20 protein-coding genes and 2 tRNA genes are annotated in these 20,066 nt (G+C 68.0%); 20 read left to right on the plus strand and 2 right to left on the minus strand.

The features are described from left to right. The 18 genes from VNR19_RS02975 to VNR19_RS03060 form a co-directional block, all read left to right on the plus strand. Positions 1–138, plus strand: a 138-nt coding sequence (locus VNR19_RS02975; RefSeq protein ID WP_325723455.1) for an integrase core domain-containing protein, incomplete at its 5' end; no start/stop codon positions are given. A 192-nt stretch (positions 139–330) separates the two neighbouring features. Next, positions 331–1,089: a glucose 1-dehydrogenase gene (locus tag VNR19_RS02980; protein WP_325723753.1), complete on the plus strand. Its 759-nt coding sequence runs from the start codon at positions 331–333 to the stop codon at positions 1,087–1,089. Next, positions 1,086–2,537: an aldehyde dehydrogenase family protein gene (locus VNR19_RS02985; protein ID WP_325723755.1), complete on the plus strand. Its 1,452-nt coding sequence runs from the start codon at positions 1,086–1,088 to the stop codon at positions 2,535–2,537. Before VNR19_RS02980 ends, VNR19_RS02985 begins: the two co-directional genes overlap by 4 nt. 4 nt (positions 2,538–2,541) lie before the next feature. After that, the gene (locus VNR19_RS02990; RefSeq protein WP_325723757.1) at positions 2,542–3,900 is read left to right on the plus strand and encodes an MmgE/PrpD family protein; all 1,359 of its coding nucleotides are present in this window, start codon (positions 2,542–2,544) and stop codon (positions 3,898–3,900) included. 159 nt (positions 3,901–4,059) lie between these two features. Continuing rightward, positions 4,060–5,292: an ABC transporter substrate-binding protein gene (locus VNR19_RS02995; protein WP_325723759.1), complete on the plus strand. Its 1,233-nt coding sequence runs from the start codon at positions 4,060–4,062 to the stop codon at positions 5,290–5,292. A gap of 6 nt (positions 5,293–5,298) precedes the next feature. Continuing rightward, positions 5,299–6,057, plus strand: a complete 759-nt coding sequence (locus tag VNR19_RS03000; protein ID WP_325723761.1) for an ABC transporter ATP-binding protein — start codon at positions 5,299–5,301, stop codon at positions 6,055–6,057. Then, complete coding sequence (locus VNR19_RS03005; RefSeq protein ID WP_325723763.1) at positions 6,050–6,805, plus strand: ABC transporter ATP-binding protein; 756 nt, start codon at positions 6,050–6,052, stop codon at positions 6,803–6,805. The genes VNR19_RS03000 and VNR19_RS03005 overlap by 8 nt, the downstream gene beginning before the upstream one ends. A 1-nt stretch (position 6,806) precedes the next feature. Then, positions 6,807–7,685 carry a branched-chain amino acid ABC transporter permease gene (locus tag VNR19_RS03010; protein WP_325723765.1) on the plus strand — a complete coding sequence of 293 codons (879 nt, stop codon included), beginning with the start codon at positions 6,807–6,809 and terminating at the stop codon, positions 7,683–7,685. Between the two features lie 74 nt (positions 7,686–7,759). Continuing rightward, positions 7,760–8,809 (plus strand): branched-chain amino acid ABC transporter permease, encoded by a 1,050-nt coding sequence (locus VNR19_RS03015; protein ID WP_325723767.1) that lies wholly within the window; start codon positions 7,760–7,762, stop codon positions 8,807–8,809. Beyond that, positions 8,802–9,773: a cyclase family protein gene (locus VNR19_RS03020; RefSeq protein ID WP_325723769.1), complete on the plus strand. Its 972-nt coding sequence runs from the start codon at positions 8,802–8,804 to the stop codon at positions 9,771–9,773. The genes VNR19_RS03015 and VNR19_RS03020 overlap by 8 nt, the downstream gene beginning before the upstream one ends. Positions 9,774–9,813: 40 nt before the next feature. Next, the gene (locus VNR19_RS03025; RefSeq protein WP_325723770.1) at positions 9,814–10,605 is read left to right on the plus strand and encodes an SDR family NAD(P)-dependent oxidoreductase; all 792 of its coding nucleotides are present in this window, start codon (positions 9,814–9,816) and stop codon (positions 10,603–10,605) included. A gap of 74 nt (positions 10,606–10,679) precedes the next feature. Further along, positions 10,680–11,897, plus strand: coding sequence for a CaiB/BaiF CoA transferase family protein (locus tag VNR19_RS03030; protein ID WP_325723771.1), 1,218 nt, complete (start codon positions 10,680–10,682; stop codon positions 11,895–11,897). After that, positions 11,894–12,778, plus strand: coding sequence for an amidohydrolase family protein (locus tag VNR19_RS03035; RefSeq protein ID WP_325723773.1), 885 nt, complete (start codon positions 11,894–11,896; stop codon positions 12,776–12,778). Before VNR19_RS03030 ends, VNR19_RS03035 begins: the two co-directional genes overlap by 4 nt. A gap of 50 nt (positions 12,779–12,828) precedes the next feature. Further along, a complete protein-coding gene (locus VNR19_RS03040) occupies positions 12,829–13,647 on the plus strand; it encodes a GntR family transcriptional regulator (RefSeq protein ID WP_325723775.1) in 819 nt (272 codons plus the stop codon). Next, positions 13,589–14,536, plus strand: coding sequence for an SDR family NAD(P)-dependent oxidoreductase (locus VNR19_RS03045; RefSeq protein WP_325723777.1), 948 nt, complete (start codon positions 13,589–13,591; stop codon positions 14,534–14,536). The genes VNR19_RS03040 and VNR19_RS03045 overlap by 59 nt, the downstream gene beginning before the upstream one ends. Before the next feature lie 267 nt (positions 14,537–14,803). Next, positions 14,804–14,875, plus strand: a tRNA-Glu gene (locus tag VNR19_RS03050). A gap of 13 nt (positions 14,876–14,888) precedes the next feature. Next, positions 14,889–14,965, plus strand: a tRNA-Glu gene (locus VNR19_RS03055). A 58-nt stretch (positions 14,966–15,023) separates the two neighbouring features. After that, positions 15,024–15,332, plus strand: a complete 309-nt coding sequence (locus tag VNR19_RS03060) for a hypothetical protein (protein ID WP_325034303.1) — start codon at positions 15,024–15,026, stop codon at positions 15,330–15,332. A 73-nt stretch (positions 15,333–15,405) separates the two neighbouring features. Here the strand turns inward: VNR19_RS03060 and VNR19_RS03065 are convergent, their stop codons facing one another. Together VNR19_RS03065 and VNR19_RS03070 are read right to left on the minus strand one after the other, a co-directional pair. Continuing rightward, complete coding sequence (locus VNR19_RS03065) at positions 15,406–15,699, minus strand: DUF4287 domain-containing protein (RefSeq protein WP_325723779.1); 294 nt, start codon at positions 15,697–15,699, stop codon at positions 15,406–15,408. Between the two features lie 44 nt (positions 15,700–15,743). Further along, a complete protein-coding gene (locus VNR19_RS03070) occupies positions 15,744–16,139 on the minus strand; it encodes a cupin domain-containing protein (protein WP_325723781.1) in 396 nt (131 codons plus the stop codon). Between the two features lie 76 nt (positions 16,140–16,215). On the opposite strand from VNR19_RS03070, the gene VNR19_RS03075 reads away from it, so the two are divergent. Further along, positions 16,216–17,205, plus strand: a complete 990-nt coding sequence (locus VNR19_RS03075) for an ArsR/SmtB family transcription factor (protein WP_325723783.1) — start codon at positions 16,216–16,218, stop codon at positions 17,203–17,205. Positions 17,206–17,386: 181 nt separating this feature from the next. Beyond that, entirely contained in the window at positions 17,387–19,927 is a 2,541-nt protein-coding gene (locus VNR19_RS03080; RefSeq protein ID WP_325723785.1) for an ATP-dependent Clp protease ATP-binding subunit, read from the plus strand. Positions 19,928–20,066: the final 139 nt, after the last annotated feature.

A 20,066-nucleotide genomic window follows, 5' to 3' on the forward strand; every position in this document is an offset into this window, starting at 1 on the left:
TACAACAGCGAATCAGCCCGCCGCGCAGCCCTGCCCGCCTGGCTGCACTTCTACAATCACCACAGGCCCCACACTGCGATCGGGAAGCTCCCGCCCATCAGCCGGATCTCAAACAACCTGCCTGGGCAGTACAGCTAGCGCTCGTGCAGAGACCTGGTTGGGTGCCGCTCAGAAGCGGCGACGTGCTGCGCATGGGCGGCTTTGCGTCGACACTTCCGGCGAATCAAACCCCACACACGATCCAGTTTGCGCGTTAAGTCGACACTTTGGCTAGAGTAGGTCGCGGGTGATCGCTTTTGGCACCCGGTGTCACTCGAGGAGGAGTCGCAGATGAGGTTGAACAACGAAGTCGCTCTGATCACCGGAGGCGGATCAGGTATGGGACGCGCCGGCGCAATCCGCTTCGCCGCGGAAGGCGCGCGTGTTGTCGTCGTGGACATCAATCAGCAGGCGGCTGAGGAGACGCGCGACCTCATCGCGCAGGCAGGCGGTGAGGCCATCGCGGTGCGCGCGGACGCCGCGTCTGCGGCCGACAACGAGGCCGCGGTCGCAGCAGCCATCGAGCGTTTCGGCAAGCTGACCATCGTCTGGGCGAACGCGGGCATCCCCGCTCCGGCGACTCCCATCGAGGAGACGGCACCCGAGACCTTCGACCGCCTCTTCGCGGTCAACTCGCGTGGCCCGTGGCTCGCCGCTCGGGCCGCCGCGCCGGCGCTTCGCGAGGCAGGAGGCGGATCCATCGTCATCACCGCGTCACTCTCGGGGCTGAAAGGCCGTCCGGGTAACAGCGCCTACGCGTCCTCCAAGGGCGCCGCGGCCATGCTGACCAAGGCGCTGGCCGTGGAGTTCGCCCCCGATATCCGAGTGAACTCAGTGTGCCCCGTCGCCACGGACACGCCCATGCTCCCCGAGTTCACCAAGACGGCGCCGGACCCCGATGCCGCGCGTGACAAGGTGGTCTCCGGTATCCCGATGAAGCGTCTCGCGACAGCGGATGACATCGCCAACGCGGCGCTCTTCCTCGCCTCGTCGGAGGCCGCAATGATCACGGGCCACAACCTGCCCGTCGACGGAGGCTCGCTCGCATGAGTGGCGTGGAGCTGCTCGAGGCCTACGGGTCCGTCGTCGACGGCGAGCATCGCGTTGGAGGCGACTCCTGGTTCACCACCTACGATCCCGGCACAGGAGAGGCGCTCGCGCGCGTGCACCGCGGTGGCGAGCGCGAGGTGGACATGGCGGTGCGCTCGGCGTACGCCGCATGGCACGCCTGGAAGACTATGCCTGGCGTCGAACGCGGCCGCATCATGCTCAAGGTGTCGGCTGCGCTCCTCGAGAACGCGGAGGGTCTGGCTCGCATAGAGTCCCTCGATAACGGCAAGCCTCTGCGGGGCGCGATGCAGGACATCGCGGTCGCCGCACGCTACTTCGAGTACTACGCAGGCCTCGCCGACAAGCTCCAGGGCGAGACCATCCCGATCGGTGATCAGCACCACTCCTACACGCGGCTCGAGCCGTATGGAGTGACCGGACATGTCGTTCCCTGGAACGCTGCGATGCAGCAGGCGGCGAGGAGTGTCGCTCCCGCGCTCGCGGCCGGCAACACCGCGGTCATCAAGCCCGCCGAGGACACCTCGCTCGCGTGCGTCCATTTCGCTCTGATCGCGGTCGAGGCGGGCCTTCCGGCCGGAGTGATGAACGTTGTGACCGGTCTTGGCGCCGAGGCGGGTGCTGCGCTCGTGCGGCACCGTGACGTCCGCCGCATCACCTTCACCGGCTCGGTCCCGACCGGCCAGGAGGTCATGCGTCAGGCCGCGGCGAACCTCAGCCCGGTCACCCTCGAACTCGGAGGGAAGTCGCCGAACATCGTGTTCGAGGACGCCGACCTCGACGTAGCTGCTGCCGGCTCCGCGATGGCCATCAACGTGAATGCGGGCCAGGTCTGCGCTGCGGGAAGCCGCCTGCTCGCTCACCGCAGCATCCACGACGAGTTGGTGGAGCGCCTCGTGGAGATCGACCGCAAGGTGCGTTTGGGGCACGGGATCGAGGACCCCGACATGGGCCCGATCACGACCGCCGCACAGTTCGCCAAGGTCAAGGACTACCTCGAGCTCGGCGTCTCAGAGGGTGCGCGGGTGGCCGTCGGCGGGGACGTGCCGTCCGATCCGGACCTTCGAGCCGGGCAGTTCATCCTGCCCACGATCTTCACGGGCGTCGACAACGGCATGCGTATCGCACAGGAAGAGATCTTCGGTCCCGTCCTGTGCGTGATCCCCTTCGACACCGAGGAAGAGGCGGTCCGCATAGCCAACGACACCAAGTACGGGCTGACTGCAGGAATCTGGACGAACGACCTCGGGCGTGCACACCGGGTCGCGGCGAGACTCGACGCGGGCCAGGTATCGGTCAACGACTACTTCGCGGGCGGTATCCAGGCTCCCTTCGGCGGGTTCAAGGAAAGCGGATTCGGGCGTGAAAAGGGAGTTGAGGCGATCTATCACTACGTGCAGACCAAGACGGTCAGCATGAAGATCGGGTGACGCGGTGTCTGAGTGGACCGACGGGGCGCTCGACAGCGCACGGCGGCGAGCCCGCTCCTTCGAACGGGGGGCGCTCCCCGCGGACGCCGAACGCGTCGCGAGGCATTGCGTTCTCGACTGGTTCGGGTGTGCGGTGGCCGGGGCGCGCACGGACGCCGCGCGCATCGTGCGGAACGTCACGCCGGCCCACGTCGGCGATGACGCGGCCGGCCTGGTGGGGGTGCGCGGGAGTCGCTCGCTCGCCGACGCCGCCCTCGTGAACGGTGTGGCATCGCACGCCTTGGACTTCGACGACCTCCATCCAGGTATGTCCGCACATGCGGGCGTGGCCATCCTTCCGGCGCTTCTCGCCGTCGGGACTGCCCGCTCGGCGGACCTGGAGGCGGTGCTCGCCGCGCTTGTCGCGGGAGTGGAGTTCGGTGCCGAGGTGGGAAGACTCGTCGGCCAGCGGCATTACGCAGAGGGATGGCATACGACCGGCGCGGTGGGGGCAATCGCGGCGGCCGCGGCGGTCGCACACCTCCTGCGCCTCGATGACGACGGCTGGGGAGCCGCGACAGCGCTCGCGTCGACCATGTCCGGGGGGCTGCGTGCGATGTTCGGCTCGATGGCGAAGCCATTGCACGCCGGTCGTGCGGCCAGCGCCGGTGTTCTCGCCGCACAGCTCGCCGCCGACGGCTTCACAGCTGCCCGCACGGGCCTGACCGGGCCGCTGGGCTTCGTGACCATGTTCGCGTCGGCCCATGCCCTACCGCCGTCCGCCACGACCCCTGCTATCGCACAGACCGTGTTCAAGCTCATGGCGGCCTGCACAGGGACGCACGCCTCGGCGCACAACGCTCGTGAAGCGCTTGCGCGACTGGGTGCCGGGCCTGATGCCGTCTCCCACGTGGAGGTCTTCGTGAGCGCCGAGAACCAGTCGGTGTGCGGCATCGTCGATCCCCGCTCAGGAACCGAGGCGAAGTTCAGTATCCGCACGACGACGGCGCTGGCGTTCCTCGGCTGGGACCTCGCGGACGAATCGACCTATGACCGAAGCGTGAGGGCGGCGGAGGTGAGGGACTACGCGGAACGCATCCACGTCCGGTATACGCCGGAGCTCGAGGGCCGTCCCTTCTTCGCGCGAACGCGGGTGCTCACGGCGAGTGGGGACGAGCTCGTGGTCGAATCCGATGCGAGCCGTCCGAATCCCGACGCGGACGAGCGCGAGGCGGGGCTGCGCCACAAGTTCCACACGCTGGTCGATCCGCTGATCGGATCCGTCGTCGCGGATCGGCTGGACGAGGCGATCTTGACGGGGCGCAACGTCCCTGTTCATGACCTTGTCGCCATGACACGTCCAGAAACGCGCGATAGGACATAGCATCGCTCGCGCAGTTCCTATAGTGTCGACACTATGAGTTGGGGTCGCGGGACGATGCGAAGTGAGAAACGCATCATCACGCGGAAACTCGGGGAAGCGGAGTTGGTCGATAAGGCGGCCTAACTCCTATCTGTACACACAACGCAGGAAGGCTCAATGATGAGAACGCCCAAAATGCTGGCCGCAGGCGCCACGATCCTGGCGATGCTGGCGCTGGCCGGCTGTTCCGGCTCCGCTCAGGCAGGCGGAGCCGAAGAGACTGACGAACCGATCGTCATCGGCGGGGCCATCGGCCTCACTGGTCTCCTCCAGCCCTTCGACGGTCCCACCTGGAACGGCGTGAAGCTCTTCGTCGACCGTCAGAACGAGAAGGGCGGGATCGACGGCCGACTCCTCGAGATCGTCGAGGCCGACACGACCTCCGACCCACAGGGCAGTCGTACGGCGACGCTGGAGGTGCTCGAGAAGGGCGCCGACATCACCTTCCAGAACTGCAACTACGACTTCGGTGCCGCCGGCGGTCAGGCGGCGGTGTCTCAGGGTGTGATCGCGTGGTCGCTCTGCGCCGGCAGCCCGCTGTGGGGTGTGCAGGGTGTCGGCCAGATGGCGTACACCCGCGGACCGCTGACGTACGCCGAGGGCAATGTCGATGCGCGCTTCGCCTCCGAGAACTTCGGGCCCAACGCCTATGTCGTCTGCGACACCTGGCTGGACTACAACATCCAGGTCTGCGAGGGCTTCAAGGACGCGGCCGAGGAATACGGGATCAACATCATCGCGACCTCCGACATCAACACGATGCAGGACGAGAACGTGGCTCCGCTGATCACCGACATCCGGAACACCGCGAACCTCGACTTCGTGCTTCTGGCTGGCGGCCCGCCCTCCTCGGCCGCTGTTGTCCGACAGATCCGGGGCGCCGGCGTTGACGTACCGCTGCTCCTTCCGAGCGCGAACTACGGCCGCTTCTGGTCGGAGAGCCTTCCCGGCATCAACGACGTCTACGTCAGCGCATCCGCTCACACATGGGGGAACGCGGAGGGAGAGGAGTTCGGCGGTGACCCGCGCGACGAAGTGAACGAGCTCGTGCAGCAGTACATCGAGACCTTCGGCTCCAACCCCGACAGCACCAACTTCCTCGAGGGCTACGTCGGCATGGAGATCCTCGCTCAGGCCATCGAGGCGACCGGCGGCACCGACGGTGCGGCGCTCTCCGCCTGGATCGACGAGCAGGGCACGTTCGAGACGGCGTTGGGCACTGTGACGTTCTCGCCCGAGCTGCATTCGGACCCATACCGGGAGTTCGTGTTCATCCAGTACGTCGACGCGTGGCCGACGTTCGTCTCGCTTCTCGCTCCGGCGGGCGAGGTCGACCTCCACCTCGAGGGCTGATTCCCGATGACGAAGCCGTCTTCCTCCACCGGGTATGTCCTTGAGACGCGCGGCGTCAGCGTCGCCTATGCCGGCGTCGCCGCGTTGTCCGATGTCGACCTGGTCCTCGCCCCCGCCGAGATCCTCGGCCTCATCGGGGCGAATGGTGCCGGGAAGACAACCTTCGTCAATGTGATCAGCGGCTTCACCCGGGTGACGTCCGGATCCGTCCTGTTGGACGGGGAGGACGTCACCCGGGCCACCCCGGACAAGCGCGTGCGCAAGGGAATCACGCGCACGTTCCAAGCGGGACGGCTGTTCACCAAGATGACCGTCCGCGAGAACATCGAGGTGGCGGCCCTGGGGGCCGGGTTGCGGTCCGGTGCGGCGCGCGCGAAGGCGCAGGAGCTGATCGCGCTGAGCGGCCTCGCCTCCGTCGCCGACATCCGTGCCGACGTGCTGCCCTACGGATTCGAGCGCAAAGCCGCACTGGCCCGCTCTCTTGCGACGTCGCCCAAGGTGCTGGCCGTCGACGAGCCGGCGGCGGGCCTCAACGAGTCCGAGAGCCAGGAACTCGTCGCCTTCCTGGCGGAGATGCGGGACGCGACTGGCGTCGCCGTCATCATCATCGAGCACGATGTGGGCCTCGTGATGCGCCTCTGCGACCGCGTCCACGTGCTGGCAGAGGGCCGCACCATCTGCGTCGGTGCGCCGGCCGAGGTTCAACAGAGTCCGGAAGTCATCCAGGCCTATCTGGGTACCAGGAGTGTGACTGTCGATGCTTGAGGTGGAAGACCTGACCGTGTCCTATGGCCCGGTCAATGCGGTCCGCGGCGTGAGCTTCACGTTGCAGCCCGGTGAGATCCTCGCCCTGGTCGGACCCAACGGAGCCGGCAAGTCGACGACGCTCATGACCATCGCCGGGGAGAAGCGTGCCGCCGTCCGCCGTGGAAAGGTCCGAGTCGGCGGCCGGGTGCGACTGGACGGGAAGGACATCCTCGATCAGCGCCCCGACCAGATCGTGCGGAGCGGCCTCGCACTGGTGCCCGAACAGCGGCGGATCTTCGGAAGCCTGACCGTCGCCGACAACCTCCTCGTCGCGAGCGCGGTGCGCCGCGACAAGACGGCCGCGCGGCAGGAGACGGACGCCGTGTTCGCGCAATTCCCGGTGCTGGCTCGGGCACGCGACCGGCGCGCGGGACTGCTCTCCGGGGGTCAGCAGCAGCAGCTCGCGATAGCCCGTTCCCTGCTCACGGGCGCGAGAGTCCTCCTGCTCGACGAACCCTCTCTCGGGCTTGCGCCCATCGTGGTGGAAGAGCTGATGGAACTGATCGCGTCGCTCACAGACAACGAGCGAGCTGTGCTCCTCGTCGAGCAGAGCGCGCTGCAGGCACTCGACATCTCATCGCGCGCCCTCCTCCTGCGCAATGGCGAGATCTCGGAAATCGACAACACCCGTGACGGGCAGCAGATGCTCGCCGCCTATTTCGGCATCGACGTCGTCGTTGGCGACGCACCCGCGGATCGGAGCTGATATGGGAGTCCAATACATCATCGACGCCTTGACGGTCGGCGGTCTCTACGCGCTGCTCGCCGTCGGCCTCGCGATGACGTTCGGCGTCGCCCGCCTCATAAACCTGGCCCAGGGCGAGCTCATCATGGTGTCGGCGTACACCATCTACTTGTTCGCTCCGGAGCTGTGGTACCTCGCGATCCCCGCTGCGGTCTGTGTTTCTGTGCTGTTCGCCTTGCTGATGTCGTGGATGCCGTTCAGCTTCCTCCGCGGCGCCGACGAGACGACCTTGCTGGTCGCGTCGTTCGGGGTGTCGCTCGCGCTCCAGGGCGTTGCTGTCGCCATCTTCGGGTCGCGCCCCAAAGGCACCGGATTCGGCAGTGACGTCAGCTCGAGCGTCGAGATACTCGGCCTGTCAGTCTCGCTCCTCGCCCTGATCACTTTCGGGGTCGTCTTGCTCATGCTGCTGCTGCTGACCTTCTTCCTCCGCAACACGGCGGCCGGCGTGTGGATCCGGGCTTCCGCGGAGGACTACGTCATGGCCCAGATGCTGGGGGTCCGCGCGCAGCGGGTGGTCACCATGTCGTTCGTCATCAGCGGCGTCATCGCCGCGCTGACCGGCATCCTGCTTACCGCGCGCAGCGGATCCGTGATGCCCGAGATGGGCGTGCAGCCGCTCCTGCTCGGTCTTGTCGCGGTGGTGCTCGGCGGGCTTCGGAGCCTCCCCGGCGCAGCGGCCGGCGGTTTCCTCCTCGGCGGCCTGACCGTGGCCCTGACCGTTCTGCTTCCGCCTGGCATCGCCGTCTACCGGGACGCGATCCTCTTCACGATCGTCATCCTGGTGCTCCTCGTGAGGCCAGGGGGGATCTTCGTCCGGTCGAGTGCATTGGAGCGAGTGTGATGTCGATCAACATCTCTGCGCGCCTACGGGCTGTTCTTGTCGCGGCCTGGACGCCAGGCGTCCTCCTTGTCGGGGTGGCACTCGCGGCGCTGCTGCTCTCACTGGTTCCGAAGCTCGCCGGCGACGTCGTGCAGGGGTTGATCATGGTCACGCTCGTGGTCGCCATCTACATCTTCGTGGGGAACTCCGGCGTGATCTCCTTCGGGCACGCGGCGTTCATCGCGGTGGGAGCGTACCTCGGCGGAATCCTCGCCATCCCACCGATGCAGCGCGCATTCCTCGTGCCGGGCCTGCCCGACTGGTTGAAGTCGTTCGCCCCCGGGCTGTGGCCGACAGTCATGATTGCCGCGATCGTCGCCGCGGTCGTCGGATACATCGTGGCCCTGCCGCTGGCCAGGCTCGGCGGCATGGCGGCAGCGGTGGCGACGCTCGCGCTGCTGATGATCTCGCAGGTCGTGCTCGTTCACTGGGATGTGCTGTCCAAGGGCGGCGGCACGATCTCGGGCATTCCCGTCGACGTGACGGTGCCGATCGCGCTGGTCGGGGCGGCCGCCGTGATCGTCGCGGCGTGGCTCTTCCAGCGCTCGCCGACCGGCGTGCGCCTCCGTGCCAGCCGGGACGACCAGGTGGCGGCCCGCTCCGTGGGTGTGAAGGTCAGCCGCGAGCGGCGACGGGCGTTCGCGCTCAGCGCGGCGGCCAGCGCCGTCGGCGGGGCCCTCTACGTGCACACGGTGGGAGTCCTGACACCTTCGGACTACTACCTTTCTCTCGGCTTCATCATCCTGGCCTCCCTCGTGATCGGCGGGATGGGGAGCCTCACCGGCGCCGTTGTGGGAGGCGCCCTGCTCGCCGTGCTCGATGTCGGGATGCGACGCATTCAGGTGAGCGGCGGGATCGGGCCGTGGGAGTTCGCCGTTCCCAACGGAATCGCGACGGTCATCATCGCGGCCGTACTCGTCTTCGTCCTGATCCGGCGCCCCGCCGGCATCATGCGCGGGCGCGAGATCAGCGCCCCTGGGTGGCTGTCGACACCCACGAGCATCCGGCCTGACGGCCTCGGGGCAGAGGCCCCGTCCATCCAAGAAGCACCCGTAGAGACAAAGGAGAGTCTGAGCAATGTATGAGGATCTGACTGTCGATGAGTTCGCCGACGTCATCGCCGAGGCCGCGGAGAAGTACCGGAACTGGGGCCGGTGGGGTGAGGACGACCGTGTCGGCACGCTGAACTTCATCGACGATGCGAAGAAGCTGGAGGCGGGCCGCCTGGTAAAGCGTGGTGCGTCGTTCTCTCTGTCCCTCGAACTCGGGCCGAACGGACCGCAGACCGGTTTCATGGGACGTACCAACCCCGTGCACACCTTCACACAGACTGCGGACGACCACATCCACGGCCGGCAGGGGTTCCCGCACGGCGTCGGCGGCTCGGACGACGTGGTGTTCATGGCCCTTCAGTGCGCGACCCACTGGGATGGACTCGGGCACATCTACGACCGTGGCCTGGCCTACAACGGTCGCGTCGCGAACGAGGTGGTGACGCCTGCGGGTGACCTGGTCACGGGCATCGAGCACGCCACCCCGCTCGCCATCTCACGTGGTGTCCTGCTCGACATCGGACGCGCGGTCGGCGGAGGCGAGCTGGAGGACGGCTTCGCGATCACCGAGGAGCACATCCTCGCCACCATCGAGGCGCAGGGCGAGACTTCCCGCGTCGGCCGGGGAGACATCGTCGTGGTGCGCACCGGTCAGCTGGAACGCGCGCGGGCTAACGGCTGGAAGGGATACACCGGGGGAGACGCGCCCGGCTTCTCGTTCTCCACCGCCGACTGGCTGCACCGGAGCGAGATCGCAGCCATCGCGATCGACACGTGGGGCTTCGAAGTGCGTCCTTACGAGGTGCGCGACGCGTTCTCGCCGCTTCACCAGGTCGTCGTCACGAACATGGGGATGATCATCGGCGAGATGTGGGACCCCTCGGAGCTCGCCGAGGACTGCGCCGAGACCGGGGTGTACGACTTCCTCCTCGTTGCCTCACCCCTTCCGTTCACCGGCGCCGTCGGCGCGCCCGTCAGCCCGATCGCGATCAAGTAGCGCGCTGCGTCATCGGTCGGCAGTGAGACAGGAGTCTGCAATGGCAAATGATCTAGAGGGCAAGGTCGTCCTCGTCACAGGGGCTGCCCGCGGCATCGGTGCGGCCATCGTGCAGGAGCTGGCGTGGCGGGGGGCCGACGTGCTGGCCACCGACCGGGTCGCGGAGGCACCGGAGACGCTGAGCCGCGTCGCGGGTGCGCCGGGATCGGCCGTGTTCGAGACACTCGACGTGTCGAAGGACGACGACTGGCAGCGGGTCATCGACGTCGCGAGGGGACGGTTCGGTCGTCTGGACGGCCTCGTGAACAACGTCGGCCTCGTGCTCCGCGACCGCATCGACGTCGTCGAGCCGGAACAATGCGAGCTCGCCTTCTCCGTCACCGTCATGGGCGCACTCCGTGCCATGCGGGCGGCACTTCCGCTCATGGGCGACGGGGGCTCGATCGTCAACATCGGGTCGGTCGCTGCTCTCATCCCCTACCACGCGGTGCCCTACACACTGAGCAAGTGGGCGCTCCGAGGGCTCAGCTCGATCGCCAGCATGGAGTTCGGTGCCCGTGGCATCAGGGTGAACATGGTCCATCCGGGCTACACCGACACCTCCGGAGTGGCCACCGCGCCGGCCGCGTTCCTTGCGGCATCGCTCGACGCCAGCCCGCTGGGACGGGCAGGCCAGCCGTCTGAGATCGCGGCGGTCGTCGCCTTCCTCCTGTCTGATGCCGCGAGCTTCGTCAACGGCGCGGAGATCAGTGTCGACGGCGGCGCCGCGTCGCAGTCCGGTGCCAAGTACCTGTCCGACGCGGTGCGCGCCTCCGCGGGGTCGTCTCCATGACCAGCATGCCCAACCTGCTCAGGCCCGTCGGATCGCCCGCTGGCTCCTCGCTCGATGAAAGGAATCCCCGTCCCATGACGCAGTCAGAACGCGGCCCCCTCGCAGGGGTTCGAGTGCTCGACTTCACACAGTTCCTCTCGGGGCCGTATGCAACCCAGATCCTGGGCGACCTCGGTGCCGAGGTCATCAAGATCGAGCCGCCCGAGGGCGACCTCAGCCGGACCGTGGCGCCGAACTTCGTTCGCGACGACAGCGTCTACTTCCACACCATCAACCGCAACAAGCGCAGCCTCGTGCTCAACCTGAAGCGGCCGGGTGCTCTGGACGTGATCCGCAGGCTCATCGCGGAGAGCGACATCGTGATGGAGAACTTCCGTCCCGGCGTCCTCGATCGCCTGGGGCTGTCGCGCCGGGAGGAGATGGAGCGCGATCCATCGCTCATCTGGTGCTCCATCAGCGGATTCGGTCAGGACGGCCCCGCCCGTGACCTGCCCGCCTATGACATGGTCGTGCAGGCCGCGTCAGGCACGATGAGCCTCACAGGCGAAGAGGGCGGTCGTCCATTGCGTACAGGTGTGCCCGTGGGCGATCTCGCCGCGGGGCTCAACGCGGCGATCGGCGTCCTCGCGGCCCTGGAGCACCGCCGCTCCACCGGTCGGGGCGACTACATCGACGTCTCGATGCTCGACTGCCTCGTTTCAATGCTCAATTATCAGGCGAGCTACTACCTGCACTCAGGTGTGCCGCCCCGCCCGCAGGGCACAGGGCATGATTCGGTACCCACGTATCGCGCCTTCACCTGCGGGGACGGACAGGTGATGGTCACCACCGCGAACACCGAGCGGATGTGGGCGGAGATGGCCCGAGTGCTCGGGCACGAGGAGTTGATCACGGACTCGCGCTTCGTGACCAATGCCGACAGGCTCCGCAACAAGGAAGCGCTGTGGGCGATCATCGAGCCCGCCTTCCTGAGTCACTCGGCTGCAGAGTGGGTGCAACGCTTCAATGCCGCGAGCATCCCGGCCGCCCTGGTGAAGAGCGTTCCCGAAGCGCTGGCCGACCCGCAGGTCGTCCACCGGCAGATGGTCGTCACGCTCGAGGATGGAAAGGGCTCCCGCGTATCGGTGCCGGGCAACCCGATCAAGTTCGAGAAGTCGGCGCGCAAGGAACACGCGTTCCCGCCGCGTCTCGGTGAGGATGGCAAGGACGTCCTCGTCGCAGCGGGACTCGACGACACCGACATCGACCAGTTGGTCGCGGACGGCGCGCTTGTCCCGGGGTGGTCCGCGTGACGGGGGCGATCGACCTCGACTCGATCGTCGCGATCGACGTCCACGTCCACGCGATGCGGCCGGACACGCCAGGAGTTGAGAACGAGGTCAGCCGTCGTACCAGGGAGGACCAAGCGCGACGGTGGAAGTCCGACCTCGTGAACATCACCTTGGACCAGACGGCCGACTACTACCGCGAGCGGCGCATGCTCGCGGTGGTCTTCCCGGTCGACACGGAGCGCCACATGGGCGATTCGCGTGTCCCGAACCTGGACGTGGCGGCCGCCGCGCGTCGGCATCCGGACGTCATGATTCCATTCGCGAGCATCGACCCCAGACGACCCGACGCGATCCGGGAAGCCCGCGATCTCATAGAGAATCACGGCGTCAAGGGCTTCAAGTTCCACCCGAGCATTCAGGGCTTTGCGACGGACGAACCAGCGGCGTATGAACTATATGAAGTCCTGGCCGGCTACGGATCAATCGCGCTCTTCCATTCCGGCCAGACCGGGATCGGGCGCACTTCTCCAGGCGGGGGAGGGGTGCGCCTCAAGCACTCCAACCCCATGCTCCTCGACGACATCGCCGTCGACTTCCCCGAGCTCCGCCTGATCATCGCTCACCCCTCCTTCCCCTGGCAGGCGGAGGCGCTGGCGGTCGCACGCCACAAGCAGAACGTGTTCATCGACTTGTCCGGATGGTCGCCGAAGTACTTCGAAGAGCAACTCGTGCAACACGCGAATTCGCTCATCTCGGACAAGGTCCTCTTCGGCTCGGATTTCCCGGTGCTCACCCCCGACCGGTGGCTGGCCGACGCCGAGACTCGCGGGTTCAAGAGCGAAGTCCTGCCCAAGATCCTCAAATCGAATGCGGCACGGCTCCTCGGATTGGCCGAGGATTGAGACACAGGGGGGCCCGCTTACGAACGCCGATGCTGCGAAGGACGTGACAAATGAGCGTTGACAGGGGAGCACAGGCCACAGCGGTGGGCGCGCAGTACGTAGCGCGCCTCCTTCAGGTGGATGCCGCGAATCCGTCGCTGGTGGACCGGATCGCGATCGATGTCGCGTTGGCCATCGTCGACGGGCGAATCGCGCCCGGAGACAAGGTCGACTCGGTCAGCGTCGCTCGGCGGTACCACTCGAGCCGGACGCCGGCCCGGGAGGCGATGCTGTTGCTCGAGCGCCACGGACTCGTCACAACGGTCCCGCGCCGTCGCCCGCGAGTGACCATCGTGCCGGCGGAGACGATGATGCAGATCTACGACGTCCGTGCGGTGCTCTCCGCTCTGGTGTCGCGCCTCGTGTGCACAAACGCGACCGACGAGGACTTGGAGGAGCTCCGACTCCTGCTCGACGCGATGGGCGAGGCCGCGGCGTCCGGATCCGAGAGCGCGTACTTCTGGGCCAACGTCGCCTACAACGAGCGCTCCGCGGAGATCTCGCGAAACCCGGTCCTCGCGCAGACTCTCGACTCCCTCGGTCTCCGGGTGCTTCGACTGAGGCGGCTGACCTTCAGCATCGAGGGGCAGGTCGAACGGTCGCTCGCGTCGCACCGCCGCATCCAGGACGCATTCGAGGCGCGCGACGCCGATCTGGCTGCGGCGCTCACAAGCTCCGTCATCCGTTCCGCCAAGGAAGCGCTCGCTGCCGACTACGACCGGCACGCGCGGAAGCTCGCCGAACGCGGCCCGTCTCTGCTCGAAGACCGCGATGCCGAGCTCGACGACGGCGAGACGGAGACACGGTCCTCCGAGTCGACGCCGGTATGAGCTGAGGCCGCGGGGCCGGGAAACAAGGGTGCGGCGGTCGCGCAGAGGCGGCGCGCATACATACAGGAAGGGGAGCAGGGTGGTTGATCTTTCGGGGAAGGTAGCGGTCGTGACCGGAGCCGCATCCGGTATCGGTCGTGCGACGGCCGAGCGCCTGTCGCGTGACGGGGCGGCCGTCGTGGCCGTCGACATCAACGGCGAAGCGCTGGATGCCGTGACGGAGTCCCTTCCCGGCGAGTCTCTCGGGGTGGTCGCCGACATCGGCGCGATCGACGGAGTGGACCGGTACATGCAGGAGGGGATCGAACGGTTCGGTCACATTGACCTGTTCCACCTCAACGCCGGCATCGGGGGCACGGTCGGGGCACTCATGCACGACGTGACGCTGGAGGAGTTCGACAAAGTCGTGTCCGTGAACCTCCGCGGCACGTTCCTCGGAACGCAGGCTGCATTGCGGCACCTCACCGCAGCGAAGATCCCCGGATCGGTCGTCATCACCTCTTCCGTGGCGGGCATGCTCGGCAGCGAGCGTCTCGCCGTGTACAACTCCACGAAGCACGCCGTGCTCGGCGTGATGCGGACGGCAGCGGTCCAGGGCGGCCCGGAGGGCATCCGCGTGAACGCCGTCGTCCCAGGCATCATCGAGACTGCTCTGATGCCGGCGATGCTGGCGGCCACGGCCGAAGACCAGCAGGAGAATCCGCTGCTGCGGGCGATCCCGCTCGGACGCGCCGGCAAGCCGGACGAACTCGCGAACCTCGTCGCGTTCCTGTTGAGCGACGAAGCATCGTTCATCACGGGAGCAGCGGTCGTGATCGATGGTGGTGCCAGCGCAGAGAACCCAATGCGGGCGGCCGGCCCGCGGAAGCGGTGGACTCCGCCCAGCTGATTGCTCGGCGCGGTTGCGACGGCGGGCGGTGCATCGATCTCGATCGGCACGCGCCGCCGCCCGCCGGCCCGGTGCTGGCGGCCGCAGGAATATTCGCCCGCCGCCTGGCCTTGTTCATAATGGGTGTCGTCCGCGCGAGGACTCACCCTTCGACGGCAGTCGGCGCGCACCGGCTCCCACGAGGATCGGGCCGTCCTGATCGGGCCATCCGCTCGCGACGAGCGACGAACTCCAGGCGTGAGGGTGGCGCGCCGCGCTGTCACTCAGGGCCCCATCGTCTAGCGGTCAGGACACTGCCCTCTCACGACAGCAGCGCGGGTTCGATTCCCGCTGGGGTCACGATCACAGACTCGGCCGGGTTGCTCTGCTGGTAGGGGCGACTGCGCTTTCACCGCAGGTACGACGCGGGTTCGATTCCCGTCCCGGTCACGATTCGCTCACCGCGAGCGTCTTCCGCAACCGCACATCACGTGAAAGGAGTGACACCATGGCCCACGTCATCACCCTGCCCCGAGAGTTCTTCGGGCGAGCCACGGCCCGCCGGCTGGCGGCCGGCATCAACGACACCGATATCGCGCTGGACGCGGGCAGTGTCCTCCGCCACAACACCCCCGCCCTGGACGAACTGGTCAAGCAGCTCCTCAACGCCGACGTCGAGCGCGTCGTGACGGTGAACGCGAGCCCCACGTTCCAGCGGGCGCTGCAGGTCATCCACCGCGCCCGCACCCGGCCCGAGCGCACGTTCCTGCTCACATTCCGCGACGTGCCCGCCGAGGCGCTGCTGCGCGCCGTGTGAGTCCGGGATGACAACAGACGAAGAGGGGCGGATGCCGCGGCATCCGCCCCCTCTTCACGTCTCCGCGCTCGCGCTAGGTGCGATTCGGATTCGTCGCGGCACCGTCGAGCCACAGCGTGTCGGACTCGTCGCGGTGGACGCCGTCGGTGCCGACGTGCTTCGTGGGGATCTGCGGGCCCTTCGTGATGACGTGCACGAGCGCCATCGCGTGCCCGCGACCGAGGCCGTAGTCGGCCGCGAGCCACTCGATGATCGGCGTCGCCTTCGAGTCGGGGCCGAAGCCCTTCTCGGTGGCGATGTCGACGAGCTGGCGGGGCGTGAGCCCGGTCTTCTTCTCGATCGTGTCGAGGTAGGCCTGGAATGACATGGGTTCCTCCGTGGTGTGTGAGTGGTGCCGGGGGTGGTGCGGGCTTACTCTTCTTCGGCCCAGGTCTGGATGATGACGTCGGATGCGTGGATGCAGAGCACGCGCAGGCGGTCCTCGCCCACGTTCTCGAAGCGGTGCCACACACCGGCCGGACCCGTGACCGTGTCGCCCTCTCGGGCGATCAGCTTGCGGTCGCCGATCGTGATCTCGGCGGTGCCGGCCAACACGACCCACGTCTCGGTGTAGGGGTGCCAGTGCGGGCCGGGGCCTTCGCCGGGCTCGTTGTCGACGAAGAAGTACGAGATGCCGGCGCCGTGATCGCGGCCGACGAACCGGCGCGTGCGCCTCGTGCCGACGCGCAGGGCCTCGGCGGGGATGATCTCCTCGGTGCCGGCGGGTGCGTGCATCGCGGGGGACATGGTGATCTCTGCGGCGTTCATCTGATGTCTCGATTCCTTGCGGTGGTTCGATGTGTAGAGACTGCCGCCGCGGCATCCGCCACCGTAGTCTTTCGATGTGAGTCGAAACTTCGTCGTGTTCCGGCTGGCCGCCGATGACATCTCGGCGATCCGCTTCGGGGTGTCGCCGGGACACGAGCTGTGCCACGCCGTGCGGGTGCTGCAGCGGCCGGCGGAGCATCCGCTGCAATGGGGCTGGTTGCGCAGCGTTCGCTCGAAGGTGCCGCGCGAAGCGTTCGAGCTCTTCGCGGTGCTCGTGCGCGAGCGCGGATACTTCCCCGACTTCCTCACGACGACGCCGACGTGGGACCTCGAGCCCGCCGACGAGGCCGAAAGGCTGCGGGACGTACCCGACGAGCTCATGCGCGTCGACCTCAGCAAGGTCGCTGTGCGCTCGGAGGGGTCACGCAGACGGGCCGTCGAAGCGATGCTCGACAACCTGCCGCGCGCCCGCGCGATGATCGCCGACGCGTGGCTCGAACTGTGGACGGCGCTTCTCGAGCCGGTGTGGCCGCAACTCGAGCGCATGCTGCGTGCCGACATCACCGTCCGTTCGCGCCGCGTCGCGACCGAGGGGCTCGCGAGCATGGTCGAGGGCCTCCATCGCACGGTCGACTGGAGCGCGGGCGGATTGCGCGTCGAGCTCGGATTCCATTCCGAAGTGCTCGACTGCCGCGGATCCGGCATCGTCCTCGTGCCGTCGGTGTTCGCCCAGCAGGGTTGCGCGGTGCTGACCGAACCGCCCGCGCAGCCGACGCTCTTCTATCCGGCGCAGGGCGTAACCGAGCGGTGGGCGGCGGATGCCACGGCTCGCGACGATGCGCTCGCGGCGCTTCTCGGACCGGCGCGCGCCGGCATCCTACTCACCGCGCACGAATCGCGTACGACATCGCAGATCGCCGCCGACGCGGGGCTCGCGCTCTCGACCGCATCGCATCACCTCACCGTGCTGCGCGCCGCCGGTCTCATCGCTAGCCGGCGCGATGGACATCGCGTGCTGCACCTGCGCACTCCGCTCGGCGAGGCGCTCGTGGGCGCCGGGCTCTGACACCCCTCCTCGCGTCGGAAGGGATTCTTCCCGGTGCGGCGTCGCTGCGCCGAGCGTCCGGCATCTCAGCGCTGTTTCGCGTGGTCGGGAATACCGAGGGCGGGGGTGCGTTGAACTTGATACGAATCTGCTCAAGTTTGTAAACTTGACAGCGCAAGACTCAAGTCCAGGAGACCGATTAATGCCTGAAGACACCACTCCCACCGGCGGCTCGTTCGACGAGTTCCTCGCGCGGTACCTCGCGGGTGAGCGGGCACGCGCGGAGCGGTCGATCGACCTCAGCCGCTTCCTGAGCGCACGCACGCAGGAGATCCTGCAGCGCGCCGGCCAGTACGCGCTCTCGCGCGGTCAGCGCGAGCTGGACGCTCTGCACGTGCTGCGCGTGATCGTGGGGGAGTCTCCCGCGCGCGACGCCGTCGAGCGCATCGGCGCCGACCCGCGCGCGATCGCTCGCGCTGCGGACGACCGACTTCCCGCCGCCGGGGCCCCGGCCGACGTCGACGGCGCCGTCGTGACTCCGTCCGTTCAGCGCGCGCTGTTCCACGCGTTCCAGGTCGCCCGTTCGTCCGGCTCGACGTACGTCGACCCCGAGCACCTCTTCTTCGCCCTCGTCCTCGCGCAGGACACTCCGGCCGGCCGCGTGCTGGCCGACGCCGGCGTGACGGCCGAGGCCCTCACGCAGGGCGTCCGCGAGACGGTCGCCCCGAACGGCGCGCCTGCCGGCGACGAGCAGGAGGATGAGGCATCCGAGACGCCCATGCTCGACAAGTACGGCACCGACCTCACCGCGCTCGCCGCGGCGGGCGAGCTCGACCCGGTCATCGGCCGTGCCGATGAGATCGAGCAGACCATCGAGATCCTCAGCCGACGCACCAAGAACAACCCGGTGCTGATCGGCGAGGCGGGCGTCGGCAAGACCGCGATCGTCGAGGGCCTCGCGGCCGCGATCGTGGCGGATGCCGTGCCCGAGCAGCTGCGCGGCAAGCGCGTCATCGCGCTCGATCTTCCCGCGATGCTCGCCGGCACGCGGTTCCGCGGCGACTTCGAGGAGCGCCTCACCAAGACGATGGACGAGATCGCCTCGCTCAAGGGCGAGCTGATCGTGTTCGTCGACGAGGTGCACACCGTCGTCGGCGCGGGCGCCGGCGGCGAGGGCGCGATGGACGCGGGCAACATCCTCAAGCCCCGCCTCGCGCGCGGTGAGCTGCATCTCGTGGGTGCGACGACGCTCAAGGAGTACCGCGTGATCGAGAAGGATCCCGCGCTCGAGCGCCGCTTCCAGCCCGTGAAGGTCGGCGAGCCGTCGATCGAGGACGCGGTGCTGATCCTGCGCGGCCTGAAGCCCGCGTACGAGGAGCACCACGCCGTCACCTACACCGACGAGGCCCTGCGCGCCGCCGTCGAGCTGAGCGACCGGTACCTCACCGAGCGCGTGCTGCCCGACAAGGCGATCGACCTCATCGACCAGGCCGGAGCGCGGCTGCGCCTGCGGCTCGGCGCCAAGGTCGACGTGTCGGAGCTCATGGAGCGTCTGGCGGCCCTCGAGGCCGACAAGAACGCGGCCGTCTCGGCGGAGCACTACGAGGAGGCTTCGCGCATCCGCGATGAGATCGCGACGGTGCAGGCCAAGATCGAGGAGGCGACGGCGACCGGTGGCGGTGCTCTCGAAGCGGTCGTCGACGAGGCCGAGATCGCCGCGGTGATCAGCCGCGCGACGGGCATCCCGGTGAGCCGACTCACCGAGACCGAGCGCGAGCGCCTCGCGAACCTCGAGTCCGAGCTGCACGAGCGTGTCGTCGGGCAGGACGAGGCCGTCGCCGCGGTCGCGAAGGCCGTGCGCCGCAACCGCACCGGCATGGGCGACGCGCGTCGTCCGGTCGGGTCGTTCCTGTTCCTCGGCCCCACCGGCGTCGGCAAGACCGAGCTGGCAAAGGCCCTCGCGGCATCGCTGTTCGACGACGAGAACGCCGTGATCCGGTTCGACATGAGCGAGTTCGGCGAGCGTCACACCGTGTCGCGCCTGGTCGGCGCCCCTCCGGGATACGTCGGCTACGACGAGGCCGGTCAGCTCACCGAGCGCGTGCGTCGCAACCCGTACTCGATCGTGCTGTTCGACGAGATCGAGAAGGCGCACCCCGACGTGTTCAACCTGCTGCTGCAGGTGCTCGACGACGGGCGCCTCACCGACGGCCAGGGTCGCACTGTCGACTTCCGCAACACGGTCGTCGTCATGACGTCGAACCTCGGCAGCGAGTTCCTCGCGTCGCGCGCCGGCGCGATCGGATTCGTCGCCGACGGGGGCGGTGAGACCGGGTTCGGGTCCGAGAAGGATCTGCGCGACCGCGTGTTCGCGAAGCTCCGCGAGGCGATGCGGCCCGAGTTCCTCAACCGCATCGACGAGATCGTGCTGTTCCGCAAGCTCGACCGCGAGCAGCTGCGCGAGATCGTGGCGCTCATGATCCGCGCGACGGCCGACCGCCTCGCGCGTCGCGAGGTCACGATCGATGTGACGGATGCCGCGGTGGACTGGCTGGCCGAGCACGGGTACGAGCCCGAGTACGGTGCTCGTCCGCTCCGCCGGCTGATCCAGCGCGAGGTCGACGACCGCGTGGCCGACCTGTTCGTGACGGGTGCGCTCGCCGACGGCGGGTCGGTGACGGTCGACGTGGCGGGCGACGAGCTCGCGGTGACATCGAACACGGCGGTGCCGCAGGCCGCGTAAGACCGGTCGACACAGGTTCCCGCTCGCAGCGGAACGAGGCCGCCGCCCACTCCGGGTGGCGGCCTTCGTCGCATCCGGACGATCTTGCACATCGAGCAGGAATCGAGAAGTGTGCGACGAGCCACCCGCGTAGCGTCGC

The sequence above is a fragment of the Microbacterium sp. genome (assembly GCF_035556355.1).
Classification (GTDB): Bacteria; Actinomycetota; Actinomycetes; order Actinomycetales; family Microbacteriaceae; genus Microbacterium.